28 protein-coding genes and 2 tRNA genes are annotated in these 26228 nt (G+C 55.0%); 14 read left to right on the forward strand and 16 right to left on the reverse strand.

Annotated features, from left to right (window positions below; genetic code table 11):
* Positions 1–28: 28 nt before the first annotated feature.
* Both WCX49_RS09075 and WCX49_RS09080 read right to left on the reverse strand, forming a co-directional pair.
* The gene (locus WCX49_RS09075) at positions 29–1306 is read right to left on the reverse strand and encodes a DNA polymerase IV (protein WP_345984774.1); all 1278 of its coding nucleotides are present in this window, start codon (positions 1304–1306) and stop codon (positions 29–31) included.
* Between the two features lie 43 nt (positions 1307–1349).
* Positions 1350–1898, reverse strand: coding sequence for a hypothetical protein (locus WCX49_RS09080; protein ID WP_345984775.1), 549 nt, complete (start codon positions 1896–1898; stop codon positions 1350–1352).
* Positions 1899–2024: 126 nt separating this feature from the next.
* On the opposite strand from WCX49_RS09080, the gene WCX49_RS09085 reads away from it, so the two are divergent.
* The gene (locus WCX49_RS09085; RefSeq protein WP_345984776.1) at positions 2025–2357 is read left to right on the forward strand and encodes a hypothetical protein; all 333 of its coding nucleotides are present in this window, start codon (positions 2025–2027) and stop codon (positions 2355–2357) included.
* Here the strand turns inward: WCX49_RS09085 and WCX49_RS09090 are convergent.
* Positions 2337–2786: an ankyrin repeat domain-containing protein gene (locus WCX49_RS09090; protein ID WP_345984777.1), complete on the reverse strand. Its 450-nt coding sequence runs from the start codon at positions 2784–2786 to the stop codon at positions 2337–2339. The genes WCX49_RS09085 and WCX49_RS09090 overlap by 21 nt on opposite strands.
* 145 nt (positions 2787–2931) lie before the next feature.
* Between WCX49_RS09090 and WCX49_RS09095 the strand changes: the two genes are divergently transcribed.
* From WCX49_RS09095 to WCX49_RS09145, 11 genes are all read left to right on the forward strand, one after another.
* Entirely contained in the window at positions 2932–4692 is a 1761-nt protein-coding gene (locus WCX49_RS09095) for a proton-conducting transporter membrane subunit (protein WP_345984778.1), read from the forward strand.
* The gene (locus WCX49_RS09100) at positions 4689–5507 is read left to right on the forward strand and encodes a complex I subunit 1 family protein (protein WP_345984779.1); all 819 of its coding nucleotides are present in this window, start codon (positions 4689–4691) and stop codon (positions 5505–5507) included. The genes WCX49_RS09095 and WCX49_RS09100 overlap by 4 nt, the downstream gene beginning before the upstream one ends.
* A complete protein-coding gene (nuoB, locus tag WCX49_RS09105) occupies positions 5504–6031 on the forward strand; it encodes an NADH-quinone oxidoreductase subunit NuoB (protein ID WP_345984780.1) in 528 nt (175 codons plus the stop codon). The genes WCX49_RS09100 and nuoB overlap by 4 nt, the downstream gene beginning before the upstream one ends.
* A complete protein-coding gene (locus tag WCX49_RS09110) occupies positions 6018–6362 on the forward strand; it encodes an NADH-quinone oxidoreductase subunit C (protein WP_345984781.1) in 345 nt (114 codons plus the stop codon). Before nuoB ends, WCX49_RS09110 begins: the two co-directional genes overlap by 14 nt.
* Positions 6359–7444, forward strand: a complete 1086-nt coding sequence (locus WCX49_RS09115) for a nickel-dependent hydrogenase large subunit (protein ID WP_345984782.1) — start codon at positions 6359–6361, stop codon at positions 7442–7444. The genes WCX49_RS09110 and WCX49_RS09115 overlap by 4 nt, the downstream gene beginning before the upstream one ends.
* A 9-nt stretch (positions 7445–7453) precedes the next feature.
* Positions 7454–7888 carry a 4Fe-4S dicluster domain-containing protein gene (locus tag WCX49_RS09120; RefSeq protein ID WP_345984783.1) on the forward strand — a complete coding sequence of 145 codons (435 nt, stop codon included), beginning with the start codon at positions 7454–7456 and terminating at the stop codon, positions 7886–7888.
* Between the two features lies 1 nt (position 7889).
* The gene (locus tag WCX49_RS09125) at positions 7890–10337 is read left to right on the forward strand and encodes a hydrogenase small subunit (protein WP_345984784.1); all 2448 of its coding nucleotides are present in this window, start codon (positions 7890–7892) and stop codon (positions 10335–10337) included.
* Positions 10327–12021 carry a nickel-dependent hydrogenase large subunit gene (locus WCX49_RS09130; RefSeq protein WP_345984785.1) on the forward strand — a complete coding sequence of 565 codons (1695 nt, stop codon included), beginning with the start codon at positions 10327–10329 and terminating at the stop codon, positions 12019–12021. Before WCX49_RS09125 ends, WCX49_RS09130 begins: the two co-directional genes overlap by 11 nt.
* 184 nt (positions 12022–12205) lie before the next feature.
* Positions 12206–12889 (forward strand): orotidine-5'-phosphate decarboxylase, encoded by a 684-nt coding sequence (gene pyrF / locus WCX49_RS09135; protein ID WP_231018603.1) that lies wholly within the window; start codon positions 12206–12208, stop codon positions 12887–12889.
* A 73-nt stretch (positions 12890–12962) separates the two neighbouring features.
* Positions 12963–13051 (forward strand) — tRNA-Ser (locus WCX49_RS09140).
* A gap of 74 nt (positions 13052–13125) precedes the next feature.
* Positions 13126–13200: transfer RNA gene (locus WCX49_RS09145), tRNA-Asn, on the forward strand.
* 78 nt (positions 13201–13278) lie between these two features.
* Here the strand turns inward: WCX49_RS09145 and WCX49_RS09150 are convergent.
* Together WCX49_RS09150 and WCX49_RS09155 are read right to left on the reverse strand one after the other, a co-directional pair.
* A complete protein-coding gene (locus WCX49_RS09150) occupies positions 13279–14343 on the reverse strand; it encodes a tyrosine-type recombinase/integrase (RefSeq protein ID WP_345984786.1) in 1065 nt (354 codons plus the stop codon).
* A complete protein-coding gene (locus WCX49_RS09155) occupies positions 14279–14605 on the reverse strand; it encodes a DNA-binding protein (RefSeq protein ID WP_345984787.1) in 327 nt (108 codons plus the stop codon). Before WCX49_RS09155 ends, WCX49_RS09150 begins: the two co-directional genes overlap by 65 nt.
* Before the next feature lie 270 nt (positions 14606–14875).
* On the opposite strand from WCX49_RS09155, the gene WCX49_RS09160 reads away from it, so the two are divergent.
* Positions 14876–15637: a hypothetical protein gene (locus tag WCX49_RS09160; RefSeq protein ID WP_345984788.1), complete on the forward strand. Its 762-nt coding sequence runs from the start codon at positions 14876–14878 to the stop codon at positions 15635–15637.
* Positions 15638–15698: 61 nt separating this feature from the next.
* Here the strand turns inward: WCX49_RS09160 and WCX49_RS09165 are convergent, their stop codons facing one another.
* Entirely contained in the window at positions 15699–16496 is a 798-nt protein-coding gene (locus WCX49_RS09165) for a hypothetical protein (RefSeq protein ID WP_345984789.1), read from the reverse strand.
* A 210-nt stretch (positions 16497–16706) separates the two neighbouring features.
* On the opposite strand from WCX49_RS09165, the gene WCX49_RS09170 reads away from it, so the two are divergent.
* Entirely contained in the window at positions 16707–17618 is a 912-nt protein-coding gene (locus tag WCX49_RS09170; protein WP_345984790.1) for a hypothetical protein, read from the forward strand.
* Positions 17619–18215: 597 nt separating this feature from the next.
* On the opposite strand, the gene WCX49_RS09175 is transcribed toward WCX49_RS09170, so the two are convergent.
* The 10 genes from WCX49_RS09175 to napG all read right to left on the reverse strand — a co-directional run bounded on the left by WCX49_RS09175 (position 18216) and on the right by napG (position 26223).
* Positions 18216–19226, reverse strand: a complete 1011-nt coding sequence (locus tag WCX49_RS09175) for a glyceraldehyde 3-phosphate dehydrogenase NAD-binding domain-containing protein (protein WP_345984791.1) — start codon at positions 19224–19226, stop codon at positions 18216–18218.
* A 182-nt stretch (positions 19227–19408) separates the two neighbouring features.
* Positions 19409–19780: a cytochrome c gene (locus WCX49_RS09180; protein WP_345984792.1), complete on the reverse strand. Its 372-nt coding sequence runs from the start codon at positions 19778–19780 to the stop codon at positions 19409–19411.
* Between the two features lie 153 nt (positions 19781–19933).
* Complete coding sequence (locus WCX49_RS09185) at positions 19934–21157, reverse strand: hypothetical protein (RefSeq protein ID WP_345984793.1); 1224 nt, start codon at positions 21155–21157, stop codon at positions 19934–19936.
* A 30-nt stretch (positions 21158–21187) separates the two neighbouring features.
* On the reverse strand, positions 21188–21481 hold the full coding sequence (locus tag WCX49_RS09190) for a c-type cytochrome (protein ID WP_345984794.1): 294 nt from the start codon (positions 21479–21481) through the stop codon (positions 21188–21190).
* Positions 21482–21630: 149 nt separating this feature from the next.
* Positions 21631–22155, reverse strand: a complete 525-nt coding sequence (locus WCX49_RS09195; RefSeq protein ID WP_345984795.1) for a PAS domain-containing protein — start codon at positions 22153–22155, stop codon at positions 21631–21633.
* A gap of 11 nt (positions 22156–22166) precedes the next feature.
* Positions 22167–22517 (reverse strand): chaperone NapD, encoded by a 351-nt coding sequence (locus WCX49_RS09200; RefSeq protein ID WP_345984796.1) that lies wholly within the window; start codon positions 22515–22517, stop codon positions 22167–22169.
* A 9-nt stretch (positions 22518–22526) separates the two neighbouring features.
* On the reverse strand, positions 22527–23498 hold the full coding sequence (locus tag WCX49_RS09205) for a hypothetical protein (RefSeq protein WP_345984797.1): 972 nt from the start codon (positions 23496–23498) through the stop codon (positions 22527–22529).
* 492 nt (positions 23499–23990) lie between these two features.
* Positions 23991–24617 (reverse strand): nitrate reductase cytochrome c-type subunit, encoded by a 627-nt coding sequence (locus WCX49_RS09210; protein ID WP_345984798.1) that lies wholly within the window; start codon positions 24615–24617, stop codon positions 23991–23993.
* Entirely contained in the window at positions 24614–25423 is an 810-nt protein-coding gene (napH, locus tag WCX49_RS09215; protein ID WP_345984799.1) for a quinol dehydrogenase ferredoxin subunit NapH, read from the reverse strand. The genes WCX49_RS09210 and napH overlap by 4 nt, the downstream gene beginning before the upstream one ends.
* Positions 25420–26223 carry a ferredoxin-type protein NapG gene (gene napG, locus WCX49_RS09220; protein ID WP_345984800.1) on the reverse strand — a complete coding sequence of 268 codons (804 nt, stop codon included), beginning with the start codon at positions 26221–26223 and terminating at the stop codon, positions 25420–25422. The genes napH and napG overlap by 4 nt, the downstream gene beginning before the upstream one ends.
* Between the last annotated feature and the right edge of the window lie 5 nt (positions 26224–26228).

Here is a 26228-nt window from a genome sequence, read left to right on the forward strand (position 1 = left end):
ATCTTACCGTGAAGGCGTTTCAAATCGGTTACGTTTTACTGCCCATTTCTGCGGCACGCCGCACGATATCCATGCCGTAGCGCTCCCGCATTTTCATCACCGCGCCGTCAAGCCGCTGCATCTTCCGGTCCTCCTCGAGGGTGAACATATCGACCGCCTTTGGATCGTGGTGGAGGAACTTCGTCGCGCTCATGGCGATATAAGTGACGGCCGCGTTCGGATAAAGGTCGAGCTCCCGGAACTTCTCCAGGGCGAAGGCGGTGATAAAACGCTCGTTGAAAAAGCGGTAGACGGTGTACTGTTTCTTGCTGCGCAGCCGCCCCTCGTACCCGATACTGAAATAAAACGTCGTCGGGTTGACGCCGAGGCGGGCGATGGTATGGGTCCAGTGGCGTACCATCACCCGCACGCGGCGGTAGAATTCGTCGCGTTCGCGGATGGGGCGGTCCATGCTGCGCGACATCCCGATCCCCTTGCGGCTGCGGCGGGGGTTGATCCCCTCCCCGTCCCGACCGCTCATGCGGGCGTAGAGGTCCCGCCCGTGCCGCCCCCAGCTGGCAAACAGGTGCGGGCTTGAGACGGCTTCGCCGACGGTGGCGATGCCGTAACGCGCCAGCTTCTTCCCGAAGGCCCTCCCGACCCCGGGAAACTCCCCGACGGGGACATCGCGTGTAAAGTCGGCGATCTCGTCATCGTAGACGACCCGCAAGCCATAGGGTTTCACCGTCGACGTCGCCAGCTTCGCGATCCACTTGGCGTTGCTCGCCCCGATGGAGACGGGCAGCAGCAGCTCCTTCGTCACCTTCTCCTGAAGGTAGCGGATGAAACCGGGCATGTCACGCTCCTCGACCCAGCCCGTAACGTCGCCGAAGAGCTCGTCGATGCTGTACTGCTCCACCAGCGGGATCTCCTTGGCCAGCATCTCCATCATTTCGTGCGACAGGGTGTGGTAGAGCAGATGGTCCGGGGGGACGAGGATCGCCTGGGGGCAGAGCTGCAGCGCCTCGCGGATGGTCATGGCCGTCTTGACGCCGCAGGCCCGCGCCTCGTAGCTGGCCGTCGTGACGATCCCCCGGATGCGCCCCGCGTCGAAAAAGTAGTTCGATGCGTCGTGCTCGGCGTGAAAGAGCGTCGGGACGAAGGCCCCCTGGTTCAGCTGGACGAGCTTCTTCTCCTTTGCCGGTTTCACGTCAAAGATGAACGGGTCCCCCCGCCCACCGACGATGACGGGTTTGCCCACGAGATCGGGGTTGCGGGTCCGTTCGGCGGAGACAAAGAAACTGTCGAGGTCGAGGTGAAGTATCATACCGCCATGATAGGGCTAAATGCGGACGACGGGCCGTTTTATTTCACGGCGCCATGCCCTCCTGCGGCGGGAAAAGGCATCGCAGTAGCATCGGCGGTATCGGCACGCCGTCGTCCGAAAGCGTATAGCGGATCCCGACCGTATCGTCCACGACCATCATCCCGGCAAAGAGCGAGGGAGGGGTGATGCCGAAACGGCTCATTTTCGTTTCGAACGTCCCCGAAACCACCCCCTCTTCCATACGCTCCGGCACGGCGACGACCGGCGTCTCATGGCGGCCTATGCGCATGACCCCTGCCAGGGAGCCGTCCGCGTTTTGGGAGCGCAGCGTGAAGAGGACGGGGCACGCCCGGTCGATGCCGAAAGCCTCGTAGGCGTCGTTGTCCAGCGCCTCGTTCCCGCTTTTGAGCGTCTCGATGACCAGGGCGACCTGCAGCGTTTCGACCCGGCCGTTCTCCTGCACCATGTAGACACGAACAGTGTCCGATGCCATACGCCAGTCATGCAGCGAGGAGGTCCCGTTGACCTCGATGCTCCCTGCGGCCCATACGGCCTGCATCACTGCCGTCAAAAACAGAATCGCTTTCATCATCTCTCCCCTCCCCGTCATACGCGGGGCGCACTTTTTTCGCACCGCGCCGCTGTAAAAAGTGTAACACAAAATGACGCTCTGCCCTGTTTTGATGCTTTGCGTTGAAAGTGCCATAGACTTGCACTTATGAAACGCACTATCAACGCCGAAGAGATCCGGATCCTTTTTTTTACCGCCTACTTTCTCTATAGCAGGAGCAAATACGGCAGCAGCGAACGGGGAGACGTACGCCTGGGAAGGATCGGGGCGTACCGGGGGATCATGCAGCTCTGCCGCGCGGCGATGGACGCCCCTGCGCCCTGCCCCCGCAGCCGCCTGATCGAGGGGTGCCGCCGGCTCGAAGCACAGGCGGAGGGGCTCCCCCAAGGCGCGTTCAAAACCGCCTACCTCGAAACCCTTGCCGTCTTACGGCGGCGCATTGCGACAACCGAAAGCGGCCTAGAACATCCCCATCATTGAGGTGCGGCCGAACTTCTGCACCAGCATCGCCGCCGTACCGCCGCGCTCGTTGGCGATGGAGGTGTCCGCCCCGGCGTCGAGGAGGCGTCTGCACAGTTCGGGCTTGTCGTCCATGATGCTCTCCATCAGCGGGGTCCAGCCGACGCCGTCTTGTTTGTTGATGTCCGCGCCGTGGGTCAGCAGGTACTCCACCATCTCGCGGCGGTCGCGGCGGATGGCGATGTGCAGCGGGGTCCAGCCGTACTTGTTCTGCAGGTTGACGTTCCCGCCGTTTGCAAAGATCGCCTCGAACGCTTCGAGGTCGTTCATGTAGACGACATCCTCCAGCAATTCAAACAGTCCCCCCTCCGGGTGGGAGGCATAATCCAGGATCCGCTCTTCGATCTCCGGCGCCATCTTGTCCAGGATCTGCAGTTTGTGATCGTCCATTTTCGGCTCCTTTTAATATGAATGTTTCTCCCATTATACAATCCGCCGCTTTTTTATACACCCTTCGTATTCCCGCCGTAGTCGTTTTGTGATGTAATAAGAGTAAAATACCGCGAACAGATAGAAACGGAGGCAGGTAGATATCATGCTTTTTTTCCTACTTTTTTCGCCGATTGCCGCGGCACTGCTGCTCTTTGCCCTCCCCTCGCTTCGGGCGCGCTATGCGGTAGCGGCACTGCTCTTCGGCCTTCTTTCGGCCACCGCGCTCTCCCTTTTCTTCCAACCGGCAGCGACAGCGCTCGGCATCGCGCCGGGCATCGGGACCCTGATCGAGGCCGCCGACGTCGTTTTGCTCTTCTATTTCCTCTTCCAGGGGGTGAAGCACCGCTCCGTGCCCGTCCTGCTCCTGGCACTGCTGCAGCTGCCGCTCTACCTCTGGGCCGTGGCGGTCACCCCCGCGGCAGCGTCCCCGGCACTGGTCGTGGACGACCTGGCGCGTTTCATGTTCCTCATCATCAACATCGTCGGCGGGGCCATCGTCCTCTACGCCGTCGAGTACATGCGCCGCGAGAAGAGCGGCGAAGGGAAACAGCGCCTTTTCGTCGCCTACCTGATGCTCTTCCTCTCCGTCATGAACGCCATCGTCATCGCCGACGCGATTTTGCTCTTCTTCTTCCTCTTTGAGATGACGACGCTGGCCTCCTACCTGCTCATCGCTTTCCGCGGTGACGGCGTCAGCCGCCGCAACGCCCTGCGCGCGCTCTGGATGAACCAGGTCGGCGGGGTGTTCCTGCTGTTGGGCGCCCTGGTCGCGGCCTACGGGCCGGGCAGCGCCACCTTCAGTGGCCTGCTGCAGGGCGACGGCGGGGTGCTGCTGCTCGCCCTGGCCCTGCTGGCCATGGCCGCCCCGGTCAAGGGGGCTTCGCTCCCCTTTGACGGCTGGCTGCTCGGCGCCATGGTCGCCCCCACCCCGGTCAGTGCCATCCTGCACTCGGCAACGATGGTCAAGATTGCCCCCTTCCTGATCCTCAAGCTCGCCCCCGGTCTGGACGGCACCCTCCCCGGCACCCTCCTGGCCCTCTTCGGCGCCCTGGTCTTCGTCGCCGCCTCCTACCTCGCACTCTCGCGCAGCCTGCTCAAGGAGATCCTCGGCTACTCAACCGTCGCCCTGCTGGGACTGATGATGAGCCTGGCCGCCGTCGGTACGCCCGAGAGCATGCAGCTTGCGATGGCGCTGATGCTCTTTCACGCCCTCTCCAAGGCGCTGCTCTTCCTCGCGGCGGGCGTGCTCGAGAAAGATTTCGGCCTCAAGGACGTCGAACAGATGAAGGGACTCGTGCAGCGTGCACCCCGCAGCGTCAGCTTTCTGCTCTTTGGCTTCTTCTCCCTTACCCTGCCGCCTTTCGGCCTTTTTATGGGCAAGCTCTTCGCCATCGCCTCCGTCGCCTCCCTGCTCCCCTCGCAGCCGTGGCTCGTCATCGTCGTGACGGGCATCGCCGTCGGCAGCGCCCTGCTCGTGATGCTCTACTTTAAAATCGCCGCGGCCCTGCTCGCCACCGCCCCGGACACCGTCCCCGTGCAGCGCGAAATCATGCCCCCGGGTTTCATGACACCCCTTGCCCTGCTGACCCTGCTCAGCCTGGCTGCGGCAGGCGGCTATATGGTGCAGCAGCATAACAGCCTGCTGTGGCTGCTGGCCCTGCCCGTACTGATCATGGCCCTGCTGCCGCTGCTGACGCGCTCCCTGCAGCGCTTCGACCGCGTCATGCCCTACCGCTGCGGGGAGAAGAGCGAGTTTGACGGTGCGCTCTTCTACGTGGAACCTTCGGCCGCAGCGGCACGGAGCCTGCAGTGGGGCTTCGGCCTGCTCTTCGCTGCCGTGGCCCTCTCGGGAGCCGTCACATGAGCTTGGTCATGATCCTCCTCGCCCCCCTGCTCGGCGGCCTCGTCTACGGCGCAGAAAGGGTCCTGCGCGCCCGGATGCAGCGCCGTCAGGGACCGCCGCTGCTGCAGCCCTTTTACGACATGTTCAAGCTGATGGACAAGCGCACCCTGATCATCCACGCCCCCCACGCTCTGCTGGCCGTGGCCCACTTCCTGCTGCTCTGGCTGGCGGTAGGGGCGCTTTTTGCCGGGTGGAACCTGCTCTATATCGTCTTTTTGCACCTCTTCGCCCTGATCGTGCTCGTCCTGGCCGGTTACAGCGTCCGCTCCCCCTATTCGCAGGTGGGGGCCAACCGCGAACTCGCCGCCCTGGCCGCTTATGAGCCCATCCTCGTGCTCCTCGCCGTCGGCTTCTACCTCGTCGCGGGCAGTTTCGACGTCAGCGCCATCCTCGCCCACGGCGGCTACCTGGCACAGATGCCGCTGCTCTTTGCCGCTTTGCTGATCATCCTGCCCATCAAACTGAAAAAATCCCCCTTCGATACCGTCGAAGCGCACCAGGAGATCGTCGGGGGCGTCGAGGTCGAATACAGCGGGCTCTTCTACGAGTTCCTCTACATGGCGCGTTTCCTGGAGTACCTCTTCGTCTACGGCCTTGTCTTCCTCTTTGCCGGGGCGTCGCCGCTGTGGGGCCTGCTGCTCGTGCTGGCCGTTTTCCTGCTCGTCAATCTCGTCGACAACGCCACCGCGCGCGTCCGGACCGACCAGATGGTCAAAATCATCTATGCCACGGCCTTTACGATGGCAACGGCCAACATTATTTGGATCAGCCTATGAAATTTTTTAACGCTTTTCGGAAAAAATCCCCCTGGATCCTGCACTACAACGCGGGCAGTTGCAACGGCTGCGATATCGAGATCCTCGCTGCGCTGGGTCCCCGCTACGACCTGGAGCGCTTCGGCGTCATCAATACCGGCAACCCCAAGCAGTCCGATATCTTCCTCGTCACAGGCCCGGTCACCTACCGCTCCCGCGAACGGCTGGTGGAGCTCTACTGCCAGATCCCCGAACCCAAAGTCGTCATCGCCGTCGGCTCCTGTACGGCGGCAGGCGGGGTCTTTCGCGGCATGTACAACGTCGAGGACGGCATCGACCGCTACATCCCAGTCGACGTCTACGTCCCCGGCTGCGCCTCCTCGCCCCAGCTCATCATCGATGCCGTTGTTGAGAGTCTGCAGATCCTGGAGCGCAAAAGCAAGGCGATCGAAACGCCCTTCAAACTCTTCGGTGCCGTCGAAACGGTCGCCGGGAAACTCAGCCGCCTCGGCATGGCAAAAAAGGTTACCGATGCAGAAGATTGAAACGACTCTAAATGCGCTGCTGGAAGACCTCGGCGCCTTTTACGACCCCAAAGCGTGGCACTTCCTCACCGTCAACGGGATCGACCTGGGTGAGGGAAAAATAGAACTGCAGTGGATCTTCTCCCGCTACGGCGCCAAGAATGACGTCGTCGTCTACTACGCGCTGAGCGACTACGACACCCCCGTCCCCTCCGTCCTGCCCGTCATCCCCTCCGCTTTCCTGGGCGAACGGGAGATCGTCGATATGTTCGGGCTCAATGTCGAGGGCGCCGCGGCGGGCCTCTACCTCGACAAAGACTCCCAGCCCCATCCGCTCAGGGGGGACGCATGAAAAAAACCGTCCAGATCCCGCTGGGTTCGCAGCATATCTCCCTGCTCGAGCCCATCCGGTTCAAATTCGAATGCGAAAACGAGACCATTGTCGGGGTCGACGCCGATGTGGGCTTCGTGCACCGCGGCGTCGAGCAGGCCTGCACCACCAAGTTCGACTTCAAACAGGTCGGCTTCGTCGTGGCGCGGGTCTGCGGGCTCTGCGCCATCACCCACTCCCTCTCCTACACCCTCGCCGCGGAGAAGCTGCTGGACTTTACCCCGAACGACCGCATCAGGTACCTGCGGATGCTGATGGTCGAACTCGACCGCATCCATTCGCACATGCTCTGCCTGGCCCATACGGCGGAAAACGCCGGCTTCGAGGCGCTCTTTATGCAGATCATGGGCGACCGGGAGCTTGTGATGGATATCCAGGAGGCCATCAGCGGCAACCGCATCCAGTTCGATTTTATCGCCATCGGCGGCGTCACCCGCGACCTTACCCCCGAAATGGTCACGCTGCTGCACAAAAACCTCGACGAGCTTTCCGGCAAGATCGCCGACCTCATCGAGCTCTTCGAATCCAACTGGTCCCTCTCGCTCAAATACAGAGGCATCGGGGCACTCTCGCTGGAGGAGGCGCAGATCTACAACGCCCTGGGCCCCCTGGCCCGCGCCGCCGGACTGGCCACCGACGTGCGGGTGGAGACCGATGACTTCCCCTACGAGGCGCTGGGCTACGAGATGATGCTGGAAACGGGCGGCGACATCCATGCCCGCAACCGGGTGCGGCTGCGCGAGATCATGAACTCCATCGCGATGTGCCGCAACATCGTCGGGAACCTACCTGCCGGGGAGATCATGGAGAAGGCCAAAGGCAAACCGAAAGGGGAGGTGATCGTGCGCCTCGAAGCGCCGCGGGGCGAACTCTTCTACCTCGTGCGCGGCGGCGGGCAGAATATGCTCGAGCGCGTCCGGATCAAGACCCCGACCTTCTCGGGCATTCCGGCCATGATGGAGGTGTTCAAAGGGAGCCGGTACGCCGATGCCCCGGCGATCCTCGCCTCCTTCGACCCCTGCATGTCCTGCACGGCAAAATAGGAGAATCATATGCTAAAAGCGATGATCAACGCCTTCTTAAATCTCTTCAGACCTGTGCGCACCCACAACTATCCCGCCGAGCCGATGCCACTGCCCCCGGCCTACCGGGGATTGATAGAGTATAATGAGGAGGCATGCATTTTCTGCGACAAGTGCGAGAAGGCGTGCCCGCCCAAATCGATCCGCTTCTTCCAGCATGAAGACGGGCGCAAAGAGTACCGCTACAACGCCTGGCTCTGCATCTACTGCGGGGAGTGCGTGCGGGCCTGCCCCAAACCGGAAGAGGCGCTGTGGCAGAGCGAAGCAAAAGCACGCCCCGCCCTCAAAGCGGACAACGTCAACGGCGGCTGGTTCGACTGGGAAGCAGAGTGCGCCCAGAGCCGCGACGATTATGCCGCGGCCAAGAAAGCGGCGAAGGCCGCCAAGAAAAACGAAGGAGCCTGATATGCGTATCGTCATCGTCGGCGGAGGCATCGCAGCCGCGTATATCGCCAACGCGATCAAAGAGCAGTCACCCTCCCACGAGGTGCTTATCGTCACCAAGGAGGCCCATCCTCCCTATGACCGTATCCACCTCTGTGCCCTCGTGGGCGGCAGCACCGGTATCGACGAGATCGCCCTGCCCCTGCCTGCCGATGTCAAGGTGGAGCTGAACGCCGAGGTCACGGGCCTCGACCCCGCTTCCAAACGCATCTTTACCGCTTCCGCGTCTTACGCCTACGACAAGCTCATCCTCGCCACCGGTTCCGCGCCGCGCCGTCTCTTCGACACGGCAGGACTCGCCAACGTCGCCACGTTCCGCAGCGCCGATGATTCCGAATGCATCGCACAGCGGATCGTCGGCAAAAACGTCGTCATGATGGGCGTGGGCCCCATCGGGCTGGAGCTGCTCGATACGCTGAGCACCCTGGAGGGACCGGAGCATATCTACCTCGTCTCGCGGGGGAACCACCTCTACGACAAAGCCCTGACACCTTCGGCCGTGGCGCTCATGAAACGCATCTACGAAGGCGCCGACCCCCGTGTCCATATCCTCTTCGAGGAGGAGATCACGGACAAAGTAGTCGAAGGGGACACGATTACGAAAATCGTCATGAAAGAGCACACCATCGACAACCCCTTTATCATCTTCGGTGTCGGCATCGCCCCCGCCGCCGGGTTTGCCAAAGACGCGCTTGAAACGGACAAAGGGATCCTGGTCGACGAGCATATGCGTACGTCCGACCCCGACGTCTACGCCGTCGGCGAGGTGGCCCAGCTCCGCAACGGCTATATTGCCGGGCGGGTCAAGGAGTGTACGCTCCAGGCCGACGCCGCCGTCGCCGCAATTCTCGGGATCGAGGATGAAGGGTTTCAGGACTTTGTCACCATCGACGGCCTCAAAGTCGGCAGCTTCCTGCTCGCCGACGTCACCTCGACCGCCTATGACCCTAAAGACGATGCGAACGAGGACATCGTCATCGCCTCGAAAGCGGATGCGCGGATCGACCAGTACATCGTCAACGGCGACCGTCTCGTTCGCTTTATCGGGATCAACACCAACATCGATGTCCTGGCCCTCAAAACGATGATGGAGGAGGCCAAACCGGTCGACCCCGCCTTCTTCTACGACAACCGGCTCATCAGTGAACGGGGACGCCTTATCTGCAGCTGCGCCAGCGGCTACGAACAGGACCTCGTCGCGCTGATCAAGGAAAACTGCATCGAGAGCTTCGCCGACATGAAGCCGCTCAGCGAAGCGGGCCGGGTCTGCGGCCGCTGCAAGCAGGACGTCGTCAAGCTCATCGCCGACACGCCGGTCGACCCCGAAGAGGCGGCCCGCCTCAAAGCCGAACGCGAAGCGGCCGCCAAAGCCGAGGAGATGGCGAAGGTGCAGCGGCGCATCGACAAGTTCAACAAGCTGCACCCCGCCAACCGCATCGAAAGCGAAAACCTCGACGAAGCGCTCAAAGCCTTCGACATGAGCAGCGAGTTCAACCGCTGGGTCTCCATGATCACCGCCAATATGCGGCTGCACCCCGAGTACGAACCCCTGGTGGGGCAGAGTATCGAACAACTCAACAAGATCCCCATTATCTGGCTCGAACTCGCCGACTGCAGCGGCAACTCCGAGGGGTTCATCAAGTCCGCCCACCCCAAGGTGGACGACCTCATCCTCAAATACATCTCCCTTGATTACCACGAACTGCTGATGGCGGGATCGGGGGACCAGTCGGAACTCTCCCTCGACGGGGTGATCGAGAACGACAAGGGGCGCTACATTTTGATGGTCGAAGGCGCCATTCCCCTGGGACTGGAGGGCAAGTTCCTGCGCATCGGGCCCAAAGGCGAAACGGGGCTAGAGCTGCTCAAACGCACCGCGGAACACGCGGCCGCGGTCTTCTCCATCGGTTCCTGCGCCTTTGACGGGGGCGTCGTCGCCGCCGCGCCCAACCCCACCGGTGCCGTCGGGGTCGCGGAGGCGCTGGGGCGGAACGATATCATCAACCTGCCCGGCTGCCCGGTCAACCCCATCAACATCGTAGGTACCCTGCTTCACTACATCATGTTCGACGAACTCCCCAAGCTCGACGAGAAAAACCGCCCCGAATGGGCCTACGGCTTCCGCGTCCACGACAACTGCGAGCGCCGCGGCCACTACGACCTGGACGAATTCGTCCTCGAGTGGGGCGACGAAGGGGCCAAGAAGGGGTGGTGCCTCTTCAAGATGGGCTGCAAGGGACCCTATGCCGATCTGAACTGTTCGCTGGTAAAATTCAACGAAGGCACGAGCTGGCCGGTCCAGGTCGGCCACGGCTGTTTCGCCTGCGGCCAAGGCAAGATCGCCTTTGACAAATACGCCAACAACCGGCCGCTGCCGGAAGGGGAAGAGGAAGAAATTCATGGCCACTAAAAAGATCGTTATTGACCCCATTACCCGTATCGAGGGGCATCTGCGCATCGAAGTCGAAATCGACGAGAATAACACCGTCAAAGAGGCGTGGGCCTCCGGGCAGCTCTTCCGCGGCATCGAGACGATCCTCAAAGGGCGCGACCCCCGGGATGCCGGGCTCATCGCCCAGCGCATCTGCGGAGTCTGCACGAACGTGCACTACCGCGCCTCCATCAGCGCCGTCGAAAACGCCTACGGCATCGCCCTGCCAGCCAACGCCGAGAGTATCCGTAACCTCGTCACCCTGGCGCTCTTTGTCCAGGACCACATCGTCCACTACTACCACCTCCACTCCCTCGACTACGTCGACGTCGTCAGCGCCATCTCCGCCGAGCCGGACAAGGCCGCGGAGCTCGCACAGACCTACCACGACTACCCCTACCGCACCTCGACGGGGCACATGAGCGCCGTCAAGGAGAAGCTGACCTCCTTCGTCAATGCGGGACGACTCGGGCTCTTCGCCAACGGCTACTGGGGGCACAGCGCCTACCGTTTCACCCCCGAGCAGAACCTCATCCATATGAACCACTACCTCGAGGCCCTGCGGGTCCAGCGCGACCTCAGCCGGGCGGTGGCGATCTTCGCCGGCAAGACCCCACACCCGCAAAACCTCGTCGTAGGCGGAGTCACCAGTGTCGCAGACATGCTCAACCCTCAGCGCCTCAACGACTTCATGTTCATCATCAAGGACGCCCGCGACTTCATCGAGCGTGCCTACCTCCCCGACATCAAGATGGCCGTCGAAGCGTACAAAGAGGAGATCAAAGCCGGTGTCGGGCGCGGCAGCGGAAACTTTATGGCCGTGGGCGGCTACCGATTCGGCAAAGCGCAGCAGCTCTTCGAGGGCGGCGTCATCCAGGGACACGATTTCGCCAACATCGAGCCCTTCGACGAGCAGTACATCACCGAAGAAGCCTCACGCTCCTGGTACGCCGACGAAGCACCGGTGGCACCCTATGACGGCAAGACCGAACCTTTCTATACCGACCTCAACGAAGACGGCAGCCTCAAAACCGAAGGCAAATACAGCTGGGTCAAGGCACCGCGCTACAAGGGCAAGCCCATGGAGGTGGGGCCGCTCTCGCGGATGATCATCGGCTATCTCAAAGCGTCCCCGGTCATCCGGCCCTATATGGAAGCGTTCATGAAGGACACGGGGCTCGAACTGATGGACTTTTCGACGACCCTCGGGCGCAACGCCGCCCGCGCCGTGGAAGCCCAGGTCTGCTGCGACTACCTCTTTGACTTCTGCAGCGACCTCATCGAGAACATCAAGTACTACGACGAGGAGACCTGGACGAAGTACGACTTCGCCGCCCTGCCGAAAGCGGCGGCGGGACGGGGCATCTTCGAAGTGCCCCGGGGGGTGCTGGGACACTTCATCCGTATCGACGACGCCAAGATCGCCAACTACCAGGCGGTGGTACCGACAACCTGGAACGCCTCGCCCAAGGACAGCGGCGGCGTCCGCGGCCCCTACGAGGAGTCGCTGGTGGGCATCACCCTCGCCGACCCCGCCGCGCCGCTGGAAGTGCTGCGGGTTGTGCACAGTTTCGACCCCTGTCTCGCCTGCGCCGTCCACGTCATCAACGCCAAGGGCAAAGAACTCTCGCACTACAAGATCGCCGCGGCGTGCGTACTTTAAAGAACGGCATCCGAGCGAAGCCCGGATACCTACGCTAACGCTGAGTTCGCCTCGGCAGCGGGCCCGTGCGCAGCTAAACCGCGCTAATCATGATTTTCTGCTCTTACTCCAGACAACGGCTTTAGGCCCCCTCTAACGCAGGAGTCGTTATACTTCCGTCATCTAGTTATTGAGGGGAATACGTATGGAACTCTGCGTCGCGCTCGACCTGCCGAGCATGGAAGAAAACCTGGCACTGGTGGAGAAGATCAAGGCCTACCCGGTCTGGCTCAAAGTCGGGCTGCGCGCCTACATCCGCGACGGCGAACCCTTTCTCAAAGCGCTCAAAGCGATCAACCCGGACGCGAAGATCTTCCTCGACCTCAAGCTCTACGACATCCCCAACACCATGGCCGACGCGGCCGAGTCCATCATGGGCCTGGGCGTTGACATGTTCAACGTACACGCCAGTGCCGGTAAACGTGCCATGCAGACCGTTATGGAGCGCCTCTCGACGTACGAGAAACGCCCCCTCGTCCTAGCCGTCACGGCACTGACCTCCTTCAGCGAAGAGGAGTTCGGCGACGTCTATAACGCCGGCATCGCCGCGACGGCAGACAAATTCGCCCAGGATGCGCACGAAGCGGGATTAGACGGCGTCGTCTGCAGCGTTTTTGAAAGCGCCTCCATCAAAAAAATGACCAGCAGCAGGTTCATTACCCTGACGCCTGGCATCCGCCCCTTCGGCGAAGATGCGGGCGATCAGCAGCGCGTCGCCACGATCGAAGCGGCAGAGACGGAGAAGGTCGACTTCATCGTCGTCGGCCGCCCCATCTACAAGGCCGAAGACCCCGCCGCCGTCGTCGAAAAGATCCTCGAGCGACTTTAAGCGGCTCCGCCTTGCTTTTTAAGCGAAATATTATTTCTAGATGATTATAATCTCACTCTCATTTTTGAGACTTGGACAGGTGGGTGAGAGGCTGAAACCACACCCCTGCTAAGGGTGCGTACGTCCTGCGTACCGAGGGTTCGAATCCCTCCCTGTCCGCCAGAAATGCCCTATAATAGGCACTTTCAGAGGTTTTTTAAAACGTAGCAAAAACCCTCAGTATCTTTATTTTACATTCCGGATTAGCTCAGCGGTAGAGTAGGTGACTGTTAATCACTTGGTCACTGGTTCGAATCCAGTATCCGGAGCCACTTTTTCTGTAACCCCCAAACACCGGACTTTCAAAGAAACAACTTCAAGCACTGTGCCCGAATTGTGCCCATAAGTGCCTAGAGCACATCCGCCAAAAACGCAGCCCTTTTCTTATCTTTCTGCTTGCGATACTTCGCATACATCTGCAGGGTCATGGACGTGTCCGTATGCCCGAGCATATGCGAGACCCAAAGAATATCTTCCCCGTTTTCGATCATCACCGTCGCGAAGGTATGGCGCATCTGGTAAATGGTACGGTATTCGATACCAAGCTTTTTGAGCAGCTTTTTCCAACGGGTGTCACGGATACGCTTGATATCGTAATAGTGTTCACCGTTCTTGTTGAGAAAGACATAGGCGCCCTCCTCTCCCGTTCGCTCGTACTGCGCCTTGAGATAAGGCATCAACGGATCGAGGATATCAATAGTCCGGATACTGCTCTGTGTCTTCGGTGTCGAGACGACACCCATCTTGATCGCCCGCTTGATGGAGATCTCCCCTCTTTCGAAGTCGACATCTTCCCATCGCAGTCCGATCATCTCTCCGCTTCGCATTCCTGTAAAGAATCCCAGGGCACAGAAGGTTTGAAGGTCGCCTTCGGCGTTTTCGATGATCCGCTTCGTCTCGTCCATTGTGAACGGGGTGACATCCACCTTCTCGATCTTCGGGAGCTTCACCTTTGAGACGGGGTTCTTGTCGATGATCTCGTCGCGTATCGCATCCTCGAAGAAAGTGTTGAGCACCGCCCGGACGTTGCGTACCCGTCGTGGCGTGAGCGTCTGAAGCAGCTCGTTTTGCCACAGGGCGATATCCGAAGGCTTAATCCGGTCAAGCCGTTTCTTGCCCAAACGGGGGGCGATGTGCAGACGCAGCGACGTCGTGTAGTCATACTTCGTCGAGGCTTTGCGGTGATGCTCGTGCAGTGCAAAGCTGGTGAGCGCATATTCGCTTACCGTCGGTATGGTTGTTTCTTTGTCAAAGAACATTCCCGAGTTCAGCTTGTAGATGATCTCGGGAAGTATTTTATTGGTCGCTAGTGCGCGATTTGCCTTGTTGTCATCCAATCCCAAAGAGCGTCTATATCTCTTTGATTGATGATAAAACGTTATCCACAACTTGCCGTTGCGTGTAATCAGTTTCACGGTCGTCCTTTCCGACCACCCAAGAGTCAATCGCAACTCTATCAAAGAGTATTTTACCCGTTCGATTGTGAAAGTGCACTCCCTCTATGAAATGCTCGTCTTTGATTTTATAGATGCGATCCCTGGAATAGCTAAGATAGTCTGCTGTTTCCGCCACACTCATCCAGCGCTTTTCACTTGAACTCTCAAGCCTTTTTGATAGTGCATCAATCTTTTTCAGTAGCACCGGGATAAGTTCAAGATGCTCTAGTGACAGTTCCATAACGAACTCCTCTGAATGTGTGTTTCGATGGTTTCATTGTAGAAAAAGCGGATTGTGCGGATGCTGATTTTAGGTTGCGTTATGGAGCAGAGTCGCTTAAATTAGGTTGCGTTTTGCTGAACCGAACGGGGGAAGACCTGATTTACTGTTTCTGGAAAAATCCCAAAATCCTTGACAAAGAAATTTTGATAGCAAATACTCAAGTCAGCTGCACGGTAACGGATGAACTTCTCCGGAAAAATGAAACCGTTGGCTTTCAAGGAGCTATAGATGAACAAGCACACAGCAATAGATGCGACAGCATTCCGCAACACACCGACTGCACTTGAAAAAGTGGCATCAGAGATTGTCGGCATTGCCGGTCGCATGGGGATTAAGATTATCACCGGAGGAGACTTTTATCACTTCCGTCTTGACATTGAAGAAACAAACGGGGCAAGCGAGATCCGAGCCGCTAGTTATCTCAACCATAAAATGCGCAACTGCATGGCACAGAATAAAGAGACCCTCATCCCTTTTGTAGAGGCATATCTTCAGATGAATGGCGGATCAGCGGAGTATTTTTCGGAAGATCTGCTTGAAGACTGGGTGGCAGAGCATTTTGCAAAAGAAAAAGAGAGTATGTCAAATGAATATGCTCGCTATAACAAATTCCCCTATGTTGCTCCTGTATGGGAAATGTTGAAAAGACCCTTTGCAGAGGGTGTCTCTTCAAAAGGCATTACGCTAAAAGATGGGGAGCTTGGCGCAATGGTTCTCTGCCCTCACCCTCTTACAATGAATGATGAAATACGCGAACTATTGAGCGAGAATATCAATTACCATGCAGGAGTACATATGTATGAAAATTTCCGCAAGGTAACAGCGGTTTATTGGTTAAATGGATTGCAAGAAGAAAAAGATATCTCCTTATTGGTTAATCCAAAAATTAGCAAATCTCTTGAGAAGAATAGAGTGCCCATCATATATTTTGAGGTCAAAGAGGGAAGAATCAAATACCGACCAGTTGTATGCGAAGTTCTTGGTCTGTAGCTTCAAAATTCGCTAATACGAAGAGATCCATTCATATAGATCTCTTTCCATAGAATGAAAGTCATGCTGACACCGCACTTGTCTGTACGGCATCTTCAGCATCTTTCTTTTCCATATACTCTGTTACTAGGGACTCATAAATGTATTGGCAATCCTCAAAATAATCACGGCCCAACCTTTGGATTCGATGCAACTCTATGAAATGAAGTTTCTCTTCTGCATTGTCTGCATACTGCACCATATAATCATAATCTCTAGCTGCGAATACTTCCTCCTTCAGCAACAATGAGTCATCCCGTTGCTGGAAAAAATCATATGCATCTCTCAGAGTAAACACTTCTTTCATAGGGACTCCAGCCTCTTGCATATAATCAGTTATTGGTTGAAATTGCTTCTTGAGTTCAGAAGAAGTGAGATTCGGATCTACACGGTTTAAAATCACCTTGATCATCTCTGGTGGAACCTCACACTCACCAATAAGGCATTTAAGGATTTCAATGGTGCGCCGCATGATTTTAAGATCAGGGATGATAGGAATGATAAAAAAGTCAATATCTTGCGATATACATTTATATCTTTGGACCCCTTCAAGAAAATTATATACGCGCTGACCACTGATATCCAGGACTATATCGCCATCTTTTGACTTAACATGATGTAAAAAAAGTTCTACAAATAGATCCATGTAATTCTTATAAGATAGCATCTGGTAATTTTTGTATTTTTGAGCCAACTTATTACACTCAGTCTTCACACCAATTTCCTTATATTTCACCTCCTCTGGCCGTATAGCACAAACATCTTGGGCAATAGTTGTCTTGCCAACGCCACCACAGTTACTGATAATCACACTAATCATGCGACCTCCTTTATTATGTAGATCAGTCGTCAGTGTAGGAAGACAGACCTGTTAGGCCGCCTAAAATAAGTTGCGTTATGGAGCACGCCATAAAAAGAAGTAAAATTTCAGAGATTGCACCCTACTTCTTGCCAAAAAAGGGTATCCACTAAGTGATAGCTATGGGATCTGTTACAATAGGTCTATTCACTAATAGCTGGGTGGTACTGAATGCGTGTTAATAGAGCCCTCTTGTTGCTTTCTCTCATCACAGTAGTATTTCTAAAATCTGCACTTGCCGATGTCAATGCATCTTCATTCAATATCAAATGGCTTGGCTATTCCAGTATTCGTGACAATGAAGGCATTGCTAATCTGATGTCTAATGGCCAACGTGATGTTATATTTGTCCAGGAGGTTGTCGCACCACCGGTGGATGTATACATATCTACAGAGGAGGCAATAAAAGGAGATCCTGAGGTCAAAGCATTTTTCGATGCAATGACTGATCAGGGATACGATTATGTCCTATCTGAGGAAGACACAGGTACAGGCGAAAATATACACAACAACTCCTCCGCAACAGAGTGGTTTGTAGCTTTTTATAAAGCTGACAAGCTTACTCTGATTGCTTCTGGATATCTTGCTGCTGACAGAAGTAATAATATTGACTACGAACGCGTACCTTACTACTTTACCTTCAAGGCCAATGATGGGTTGGACTTTACAGCAATCTCTGTGCACCTCAAACCAAATAAGGACAACGTGTCGACTAATCGTCGATATCATGAATTAAAGTCAATTGTTTCATGGGTATTTTCTCAAGCATCTTTAGCTCCAGAAAGGGATTTCATCATTGTAGGCGATATGAATGTCTATGATTGTGACATACTCAGTGAACGAGTCGATGCCCTATTTTCATTGGCTAACGTAGAATGTGCGAACTCAAATCTCAAGATGACCGAACCATACGACCAAGTGCTGTACATCAAAAATTATACGCAGATCAACAATTACCGCGTTATCAATCTATATGAAACATTTGAACTCAATAGCTCTGTTCCAACGAATGAAGTAATTGCTCGCTACAGTGACCATCACCCAATTTTTTTTACGATAGTCGGCAGTGGTGATGATGATTAATTTTATGTGCTATCACAATTAATGTGAGCACAGAAGTAGAATATATTTCCTCTCCAAATGGTTTCCTATCTTGCATTGCATTCTCAGTAACAGAATGAACCATCAATAGCCTTATCTTCAGACCAAATTTACTTGTAAATATCTTTAGTCAGTTCAACTAATGATTGAAAATTCTGCACTTTGAAAGTCAATTGGTCAACCCTTTAATTCCATAAAAAATGCCTAAAATGGAAATATTTTTCATATTTTCACCATATTCTCTCTTTTCTGAATTCGAAAAGCCCACACCCCCCTATATTACGACGTTTCAGAGGTGGGTTGACAACGTTGTCAACGGTGCGTTAGACCGTTGTGCTGCGTGATTAACCTTAAATGCATGGTTGACCACCCTTGAAAGCACGGTATACAGGGCGATATCGAGGTAATGGCCACTCATGTCATTTGGAGTGTGTGCAGATCAGGTATAGTCCCAAAATATTTTTGGGACAAAACTTAACTACTTCACTGTCGCGAAGTTATGCTCAAATAGTATCAACTCTTTTGAGAAAGATGCTGCAGTCTTTTAATATACATTCGTAGAAAAGGATTCCAATCAAACTAATTTTTCATTTCCATTAATCTCAGTGCAAGTTTAATCATTTGTGAAACGTATCCAACTTCGTTGTCTTGCCAACCCATCAGTCTGACAAACTTTCCCCCCACATTCACCGTCCGCTTTTTTTCAATCGTGATCCCGTGAAGGTCACCGATAATATCGGACGATGCAAGGACATTTTCCGTCACGGCCAGAAGTTCTTTATACTCATTGTGTGCTGCATGTTCAAATATCTTGTTGAGATCTTCTGCATGTATCGATTGTATGAGCTGCATACTGAAATCGTAAAGTGTCCCTGCAGGTACAGGCACCCGAATACTATGGGTTTGAATACGGCCATCGAGTTGCGGCAATAACTTCTCCACGGTAACTGTAGCCGAACTAGAAAGGGGTAATATATTTGAGGAAGCGCTTCTGCAACGAAGCAGTTCAGAGGTATTCACTAGCACATCGAGCAGCTTCTGTTCTGCAGTATAGCTATGGATCATGGATACACCTGCGGCTTCCACACCGGCATATTCATTCAGCAGTTTTAGCACGGGGGCAATAGCATTCGCACTGCAGCTCGCCGCTGATACTATCCTCTCGCCCTGATACTGATCATCGTTGATGCTTCCGATAAACATCGGCATATCATCCAGTGGCGGTGCCGACACGATGATCTTTTTCACACCGCTGTCAAGAAAAGGCTGATTGGCCCTGCAGGTGAGATGTATCCCGGTACACTGAAAGAGAATGTCAATATCCAAGTCGTATAGAGCCTTTGACTCCACCTTCTCTTCGTTAAAAAGTGGAATTATCCTGTCCGCGACCATGATGCGGTCATTTTTCTGTTCAACACCATATCGTAGTCGGCCATATACCGAATCAAACTGCAATAGATATGCAAACTGTTCCCGCCTATAGATATCGTTTATGCCGACAATTTCAAAACGGTCATCTTCAAGCAATCTGCGCATGAGCGCCCGCCCTATCCGCCCGAATCCGTTGATGAAGACATTGATTCTTTTCATAGTGAGATTATAAACCAGCCGGCATGTGCATCATTCGGGTAAGCAGTAACTGTTCTGGTGTAATTGGAGTGTTGTGAATCAAATGAAGTTGCAAGGTTTCTTTCGCACAGTTACTGCTTACCCGAACCGCCCGAAGGCGATATTCATATTGGTTAGTTATGTATATACAATTTACCTGCCCACTAATATCTTTCGAACAGGTAGTTCGAAATTTCCCGTAATTCTTCCTCGGTGAAAAGCGACTTTTGTGAAGGCATAATCCCGCCGAAACGCGCGATAGTCTGTTTACGAAAAAGCATCTTGTCTTCTGACGGATTTTGCATATACTCCACCATGAACTCTTCTGCTTTCTCACGTTCCGGATAAGCCGCTTTTACTTTTTTCATCACGCCCCACATCGGTGGCGCTTTCATTGTAGCGACTCGCTCCGGAGACAGGTTGCTCACCAAGTGACAGCTTGCACACCCACTCTCTACCTTTTGTTCCAGTGATGCCATTGGTTCCGATGCGTAAGCAAACGTTATCAGCAAAAGAACAAACAATATATTTTTCATTGGAATTCCTTTTCACGTTATTGTATCGCGAATCGAGGGGGACGACTTGGTCAGGCAGCGGCTTGATGAAACTCTCGAGTTACATAGGAGTGAATGAATCGGTTACGCTTTGAAATGCTGCCTGGCCAAACCGCCCGAAGGCGGGAAGGCGACTTACTTCGTTGAGAATTTATAGTCGAGCTGGGCCCAGACCTTGGTGACGTCGTTGCCCGTGTCGCCTTTGGAATAGAAGGCCGCCTTGGCCAGGAAGGCGAGGTCCTTGACGCCCGGAACACTGTTCGCGTAGAGCACGTCGAACTCGCTGCCGAGGTCCTTGTCCGCGCCGGAGAGGGCGTCAAACTTGTGGTAGACGCCCAGCACTTTCCCGAAGCCCGCCGCGGCATATCCCAGCGTACCGCTCAGGTCCGCCAGACCGTCGTTGTTGCTTCCGGACGTGCGACCGAGGAAGACGTCCGCCCACCCCTGGAACTTGTGCAGGGTCGCCAGCGGGGTCGTGAACCCTTTCGTGCTGTTGCTTTCGGCGTCTCCCAGCACCTCGTACTCCGCCCCGACAATGAGGCCGGAGATGTTCGCGCCCAGGGCGATGTCGTAGTAGGCAGCATCGATCTCCGGCGCATCATCGAGGGCGTAGGTCAGCGAGGCGTCGCTCTGCTTGGCATAGGAGGCCGCATAGTTCAGCGTCACGCCGTCCAGGGCGATATCCCCGGAGACGCGCAGACCGTAGGTGTCATGAATGTCTGCAAGCATATAGCCGAACCCCGTGACAGAGAGCGCCTTGCCCGCCGAGTACGTAGCGTGCAGGAGCAGCGAGCCCGTATCGGTTGTCGGGTTGGCGTTGACGCCCTGGTAGCCGTAGATCCAGGAGGCCATGAGGGAGAGGCCCTCGATGGAACCGTTGCTCAGCGTCACCGTGTCGTAGGCGCGCTCCATCTGGCGCCAGCCGACGGTACCCACGAAGCGCTGGTCGTCGAGGTTGACGAAGGAGCGTCCCGCGAGCAGGGTCGTGTCTGCCGCCGTGTAGGCCAGGTAACCCTCGGTCAGGATCGCCTGCTGGGGGTCGAGGATCAGGTCATACGTCGCATCCTGCGGCGCGTAGTCGTTGTAGCCGAAGTTGTTGACCGAGGTCATCCCCACTTTGGCAGTGAGCCCCTCGAGACCGAGGAGCGTCCCTTCGACAGCGAGGCGCGTACGTGCCGTAAAGGCGTTGGCCGTATCGAGGCCGTTATCCTTGACGTCCGCCATCTCGTAGCGCGGGCGGATCTCCCCGCTCATCTTCATTCCGTCCAGGAGAACGATCTCTTCGGCCGCCGACGCGGCCACACCCATACTTCCCACAATAACCGGCACGGCGGCCAAAGACAACATCACTTTTCTCATGTTCTACTCCTCAATTTGGCTACTTACGCCTTATTTCCCGACCATGTCAGCAATCGACTGAATATCTGCCTCCGAAAGGCTTGCTACCTGACCTTTCATCATCGCTTTCATCGGGCCGCCGTAACTGCCATCTTTATATCCGCTCAACGCTGTGACAATCTCTGCTTTTGTCATCGTATTGATCACCTTGCTTTTACCGAGCGCCGACTTTTCTCCGGTTGTACCGTGGCATGCCGAACATTTTTTATAAGCAGCAGCACCGTCGGCAGACAATGAACATGTCAAGCCAAACGTCACTACCAATGCCGTTACGAGTTTTGTCATAATCTTCTCCTTGAATATATGGTTATGAAGATTATAAGAAAACAACAAGGGCGTCGTCTTTGACCTAGGTCAAGCGACAGAAAAACTGCTGAGTAAAAAGGGGGTCAGGGGAGAGACCGGCGCAGGAGTCTGCGTCGGATTCGGAAGCACTAGTTTAACTGATTTGCAAGCCACTCCTCGGGGGAGAGACCGGCGTCAGAGGCAGCCTGTAACATCTTTTCGTATGTTCTTGTCGGCAAGTAGCCGACAATACGTACACTGTCGCCCTCTTTTTGCCGCATCGCATCGTAGACATTTTGCATCTCATAACGTTTGCTGTGAGGAACATAGGAGCGAAGCGATTTGTACTCTATGAGTTCACCGTTTTTAAACACACCGCTGACGCGGGCGTACACCCAGTAATAACCGTCATCTTTTCGGCGGTTCTTAACGTATCCCTCCCATGCTTTACCTGCTTTTAGCGTCTCCCACATATGACGGAATGCGCTCTTGGGCATGTCGGAGTGGCGCAGAATATTATGCGGCTGGCCGACCAGTTCCTCCGGAGTATAACCGGAAATGTCGGCAAAAGTATCATTCGCATACGTGATGATGCCTTTGAGATCCGTACGGGAGATAATAAGCTCGTCTTCCGGCACTTCAGTCTCGCGGAACATCGCAAACGACGTCTGCATATCGGCTCCTTTTAAAGCTTCTTCTTCAGATCGCCGTTGTACTGGATATCTTTATACCTGGCATCGGGGTCATCGAGCCATTCAGGTATATCCGTTCCTTCGATCTCCAGTTTGTCCCGCTCTTTGTCCAGCTCATCTTCACTGTAGGCAAATTGCATATCGGCGGCGACAACGTGCGGCATTTCCTGAATCGTAGTCAGCTTTTTCACCTCTTCTTCAACCCCATCACCTTCAATCGTGACAATGATGCGTCCCTTTTCGTCATGGAAGTGATAATCACATACATCCGAAGCTTTGAGCGCTTCGACCAACTCTTCGACAAATTGCGGTGTCGTCTGAACGACAATACTTGAAATATTCATGTTCATCTCCTATTTGATGGTTTCAATGTCCCAGTAAAGGATTCTGGTCTCTTCGGCCGATGAGAAAAAATGGTCTTCATCCACAAATGCGAAATCCGTCAAGGTTGCCGTATGCCCTTTAAGCTCAGCCAACTTTGTCCGACCCGCTATGTCGAAAAGCGCTACATCGTTTTCAACGGTTGCCGCGAATATGCCCCGATTTGCCGAAGGCGTCAGCGCTGCGGCATAGATTAGGAAATCACCCTCCATGTAGTAAGCCGTGCCATCCGGTTTATAGACGGCACAGCGGCGGTCCTGCCCCGCGGTGATGATGACGCCTTGGCGATAATCCACCTTGTATATATTGTCAACGTTCTGTCCACGCAGGAGTTTCATATGGGAAAAGTCCGATACCCTAAAGACATTGACATCCCCGCTTTCATCCGCAGTGACGACCGTCTTGCGGTCCTCGCTTAGCGTCATGTCCCCGAATGCGGATCCGCCGCTTTCCTCATCCTTGATCATTCGGCGGTAAACAACTTCTTCGGTACTGATCCGATACAGAATGATTTCAGAACTCAACAGCCCCAGAAGCATATGGTCTTCGTCAACAAGCACCCCTCTCTTTATCGGAAGGGCATCGCTGCTGTCAATCACTTTTTTCAGTTTTTCATTTTGATAAAGGTAAACGTTGCGATAGCCTGCCTTCCCTTCGGAGACCAGCATCAAAACATCACCGAGTTTGTCGATCGAATATATTTTTGCCGGGATTTCATCTCCCATAAAATCAATGATATTCGGAATCGTAATGACGGCCTGCTTTTTCCTGCCTGCGATGTCGAAAACATCGACCTTGCCACTGTAGGTTGCGGCATAAAGCTCACCGTTCTCGACAAGGATGTCTGTCACCAGCCCATCTGCCGTCAACGCTGCAGCCGGACCGATTTCCCGACCGATCAACAGTGCTGCCGACAGCATGAAAAGCAGGCTGATTTTTTTCACTCGTTCCCTTTAAAGAATGTCGTCTCAATAGCTTCAGACGGGCACCTGCCGATGCAAAATCCGCACGATGTGCATCGGGAGGCATTTATATCCGGCTTGTAAAGCCCTTTGAAATCGATCGCATTGTCCAAGCAAGGTTCTTTGCATGAAAAACACATCACTCCCTGCCAACTAACACATTTTAAAGGGTTGATCCTAACGGCAGCATGAATGGGTTCTTCCGTATGGGAAAGCACCCCGGGACTACAGGCTTCCAGACACGCTCCACAGTAGGTACAGCCACCCTTGGAAAAGTCAAGATGAGGAGTACGGTCTTTACCGATAATGATGATATTCTCTTCGCACGCATTGCTGCACATTCCTTCGCATTCAGGACAAGTTTGCCCGAAGCGCGAAAGATCCGCCGCGTAGGGAGGCCTGATCTGCTTCCCTTTATTCATAACGGCGGCACCGAGTGCACCGAAAAAACCGCGGCGGCTGATGTCAGACACGTTATTGCACCCCTACATTAAGGACATCAAGCAGATCAGACTTGTTCTTCATCGTCTCATCCTGATAATCGGGTTTGAACGTGTTGGCAACTGCCGGCGCGATATTCGCCTGCGGCGCATGGCATTGGGAGCAGTTAAAGCGGCCTTGGTAAAGGTGATCAGATTTCTTTACAATCATTTTAAAATCACCTGTATTGTCAACCTCTTTCCCCTCTTTTGTGATCTTGCCGTCGGCGGCCAACGATGTATCGGGCCGGAAGTTGGCAAAGTGTGAAGCCGGAATTGGCGTTGCCCCCATCGCCTCTGCGATATCCGGCATATGACAGCCGAGGCAGGCATTGTTCTCCTTGGTAATCGGCAGAAGGCCCTCAACGTCATGCGGGATCATCGGCGGCGCGTTGTCGTAGGCGCGCTGAATCCGCTGTGACGTTCCAGGAGCCTCCGCGGAATAATCCGCCATCGCCGGTTTCGTTCCCTGCTCCGTATAGAGATCAGTCTTCCGAAGCCCCAGGGACTCTTCCGATACCGTCGGTTTCACTTCGGCTGTCTTCGCCGGCTCCACACTATTGCTGCATCCAATCATCAGCAGAGCAGCTGCAATGCCGCCCGTTATCACTCTCATTTTCATGACTTCTCCTTTGCTTGTTTCGCAAGTTTGCGAATTGAAAAGTTCAGTGCATCATCCTCACAGACTTCAACACACCTTCCGCAGTTTGTACACTCACCCATCACTACACTTTCGCTGCTTCTCGCAACCATATGCAGCACCTCTTTTTCAGGGCATATCTCTTTGCACTTCATACAGGCCGTACACTTCTCCGCGTCATGGAAGACCCGGATCAGAGAGAAACGGCTGATCAGCGAATAAAACCCGCCCAGCGGGCAGATATGACCGCACCATCCGTGTTCATGGACGAACAGGTCGAACAGAAAGATCACCAGAAGTGCTGCACCGCCGAACCCCATACCGAACACGATGCCGCGATGCGCCATCGAGATCGGACTGATCATTTCAAACGCTGCAACGCCTGTCAGCGCAGAGAGTATCAGGGAAATCCCGAGTACCCAATAACGCATGTTCCGGCTCATATAAACCCGCTTCTGCACCTGGGATATCCCCAGTTTTCTCCGTGTCCAGTTGGCCGCGTCCGTGACCATATTGACCGGACAGACCCAGCTGCAAAAAGCCCGTCCGCCGATCACGGCGTAAAAAACAAAAATGATCACCGCTCCGATGAGTACGGTCGTTGAAAGCGCCGCACCCGCCGAAAGCATCTGCAATACCGCGAACGGATCGGAAAGCGGCACACGCTGAAGCAGCAGTGACGCACTCAGATTTCCCTGCAGGATTGCCGTGTATCCGTACCAGTTGGCCGCACCGTAAAGCGTCAGCAGACCGACCTGGAGCATCCGGCGCAAAATCAGATATTTCATTCGAGCAGATCCCCCATATCGTTCAGCGAATCGATCGCTTTTTCCTGACTGCGTTCCGTTACCGTCGTGCCGCCTTTAGCCGATTTGACGCGTTCCTGGTCCTTTTTATCCCAGCCTTTGACGTAATGACTGCCGGCATGTCCTTCGACAACACCTCTCGGCAGGATGGTAATCGCCGCCTTTTCCGTAACGCAGGCATGTTCGCACATCCCGCAGCCTGTACAGACGTCTGGGACAACAACCGGTTTTAAATAGGCATGTTTCCCCGTCCGTTCATTTTGCTCATATTCCAGCTTTATGGCCTGGTCCATTAATGGACAGGCCCGATAGCAGGCATCGCACTGGATTCCCCAGAAGGCGATGCAGGCCTTCGGATCGACGATGGCAACCCCGATGTCGATCTTCTTGATGTCCCAGAACATCTCTCCTTCGAAGTCACTTTGAACTTTGTTTGCGTCCAGCGCGCCCGTGGGACAGACCGGGACACAGGGGATGTCTTCACACATATAGCAGGGGATCTCCCTAGGGGTGAAAAACGGTGTTCCCATCGGTAATGTATCACCGGGAGCTGCCAGCTTGAGCGTATCGTAAGGACACCCCTCGACACAGAGGCCGCATTTGATACAGGACTTCAAAAAGTCGGCTTCATTCTGCGCACCGGGAGGACGCAGCACCAACGGTGCCGCTTTGACTTCTTCCACATAAGCAGTCCATACCAATGCACCCATCGCGCTGAGGCCTACACCCCGCGCCATGGTCAGAAGAAATTTACGACGGTCGCTCAGCTGTTCGTTTTTCATTGCTC

Origin of the sequence: Sulfurimonas sp. HSL-1656, assembly GCF_039645585.1 — a bacterium.
In the GTDB taxonomy this organism is placed as follows: domain Bacteria; phylum Campylobacterota; class Campylobacteria; order Campylobacterales; family Sulfurimonadaceae; genus Thiomicrolovo; species Thiomicrolovo subterrani.

Coding starts and splice junctions, on each gene's coding strand:
- WCX49_RS09075 (WP_345984774.1), bottom strand. CDS start 1,306: ATGATACTTCACCTCGACCTCGACAGTTTCTTTGTCTCCGCCGAACGG.
- WCX49_RS09080 (WP_345984775.1), bottom strand. CDS start 1,898: ATGATGAAAGCGATTCTGTTTTTGACGGCAGTGATGCAGGCCGTATGG.
- WCX49_RS09085 (WP_345984776.1), top strand. CDS start 2,025: ATGAAACGCACTATCAACGCCGAAGAGATCCGGATCCTTTTTTTTACC.
- WCX49_RS09090 (WP_345984777.1), bottom strand. CDS start 2,786: ATGGACGATCACAAACTGCAGATCCTGGACAAGATGGCGCCGGAGATC.
- WCX49_RS09095 (WP_345984778.1), top strand. CDS start 2,932: ATGCTTTTTTTCCTACTTTTTTCGCCGATTGCCGCGGCACTGCTGCTC.
- WCX49_RS09100 (WP_345984779.1), top strand. CDS start 4,689: ATGAGCTTGGTCATGATCCTCCTCGCCCCCCTGCTCGGCGGCCTCGTC.
- nuoB (WP_345984780.1), top strand. CDS start 5,504: ATGAAATTTTTTAACGCTTTTCGGAAAAAATCCCCCTGGATCCTGCAC.
- WCX49_RS09110 (WP_345984781.1), top strand. CDS start 6,018: ATGCAGAAGATTGAAACGACTCTAAATGCGCTGCTGGAAGACCTCGGC.
- WCX49_RS09115 (WP_345984782.1), top strand. CDS start 6,359: ATGAAAAAAACCGTCCAGATCCCGCTGGGTTCGCAGCATATCTCCCTG.
- WCX49_RS09120 (WP_345984783.1), top strand. CDS start 7,454: ATGCTAAAAGCGATGATCAACGCCTTCTTAAATCTCTTCAGACCTGTG.
- WCX49_RS09125 (WP_345984784.1), top strand. CDS start 7,890: ATGCGTATCGTCATCGTCGGCGGAGGCATCGCAGCCGCGTATATCGCC.
- WCX49_RS09130 (WP_345984785.1), top strand. CDS start 10,327: ATGGCCACTAAAAAGATCGTTATTGACCCCATTACCCGTATCGAGGGG.
- pyrF (WP_231018603.1), top strand. CDS start 12,206: ATGGAACTCTGCGTCGCGCTCGACCTGCCGAGCATGGAAGAAAACCTG.
- WCX49_RS09155 (WP_345984787.1), bottom strand. CDS start 14,605: ATGGAACTGTCACTAGAGCATCTTGAACTTATCCCGGTGCTACTGAAA.
- WCX49_RS09160 (WP_345984788.1), top strand. CDS start 14,876: ATGAACAAGCACACAGCAATAGATGCGACAGCATTCCGCAACACACCG.
- WCX49_RS09165 (WP_345984789.1), bottom strand. CDS start 16,496: ATGATTAGTGTGATTATCAGTAACTGTGGTGGCGTTGGCAAGACAACT.
- WCX49_RS09170 (WP_345984790.1), top strand. CDS start 16,707: ATGCGTGTTAATAGAGCCCTCTTGTTGCTTTCTCTCATCACAGTAGTA.
- WCX49_RS09175 (WP_345984791.1), bottom strand. CDS start 19,226: ATGAAAAGAATCAATGTCTTCATCAACGGATTCGGGCGGATAGGGCGG.
- WCX49_RS09180 (WP_345984792.1), bottom strand. CDS start 19,780: ATGAAAAATATATTGTTTGTTCTTTTGCTGATAACGTTTGCTTACGCA.
- WCX49_RS09185 (WP_345984793.1), bottom strand. CDS start 21,157: ATGAGAAAAGTGATGTTGTCTTTGGCCGCCGTGCCGGTTATTGTGGGA.
- WCX49_RS09190 (WP_345984794.1), bottom strand. CDS start 21,481: ATGACAAAACTCGTAACGGCATTGGTAGTGACGTTTGGCTTGACATGT.
- WCX49_RS09195 (WP_345984795.1), bottom strand. CDS start 22,155: ATGCAGACGTCGTTTGCGATGTTCCGCGAGACTGAAGTGCCGGAAGAC.
- WCX49_RS09200 (WP_345984796.1), bottom strand. CDS start 22,517: ATGAATATTTCAAGTATTGTCGTTCAGACGACACCGCAATTTGTCGAA.
- WCX49_RS09210 (WP_345984798.1), bottom strand. CDS start 24,617: ATGAAAATGAGAGTGATAACGGGCGGCATTGCAGCTGCTCTGCTGATG.
- napH (WP_345984799.1), bottom strand. CDS start 25,423: ATGAAATATCTGATTTTGCGCCGGATGCTCCAGGTCGGTCTGCTGACG.
- napG (WP_345984800.1), bottom strand. CDS start 26,223: ATGAAAAACGAACAGCTGAGCGACCGTCGTAAATTTCTTCTGACCATG.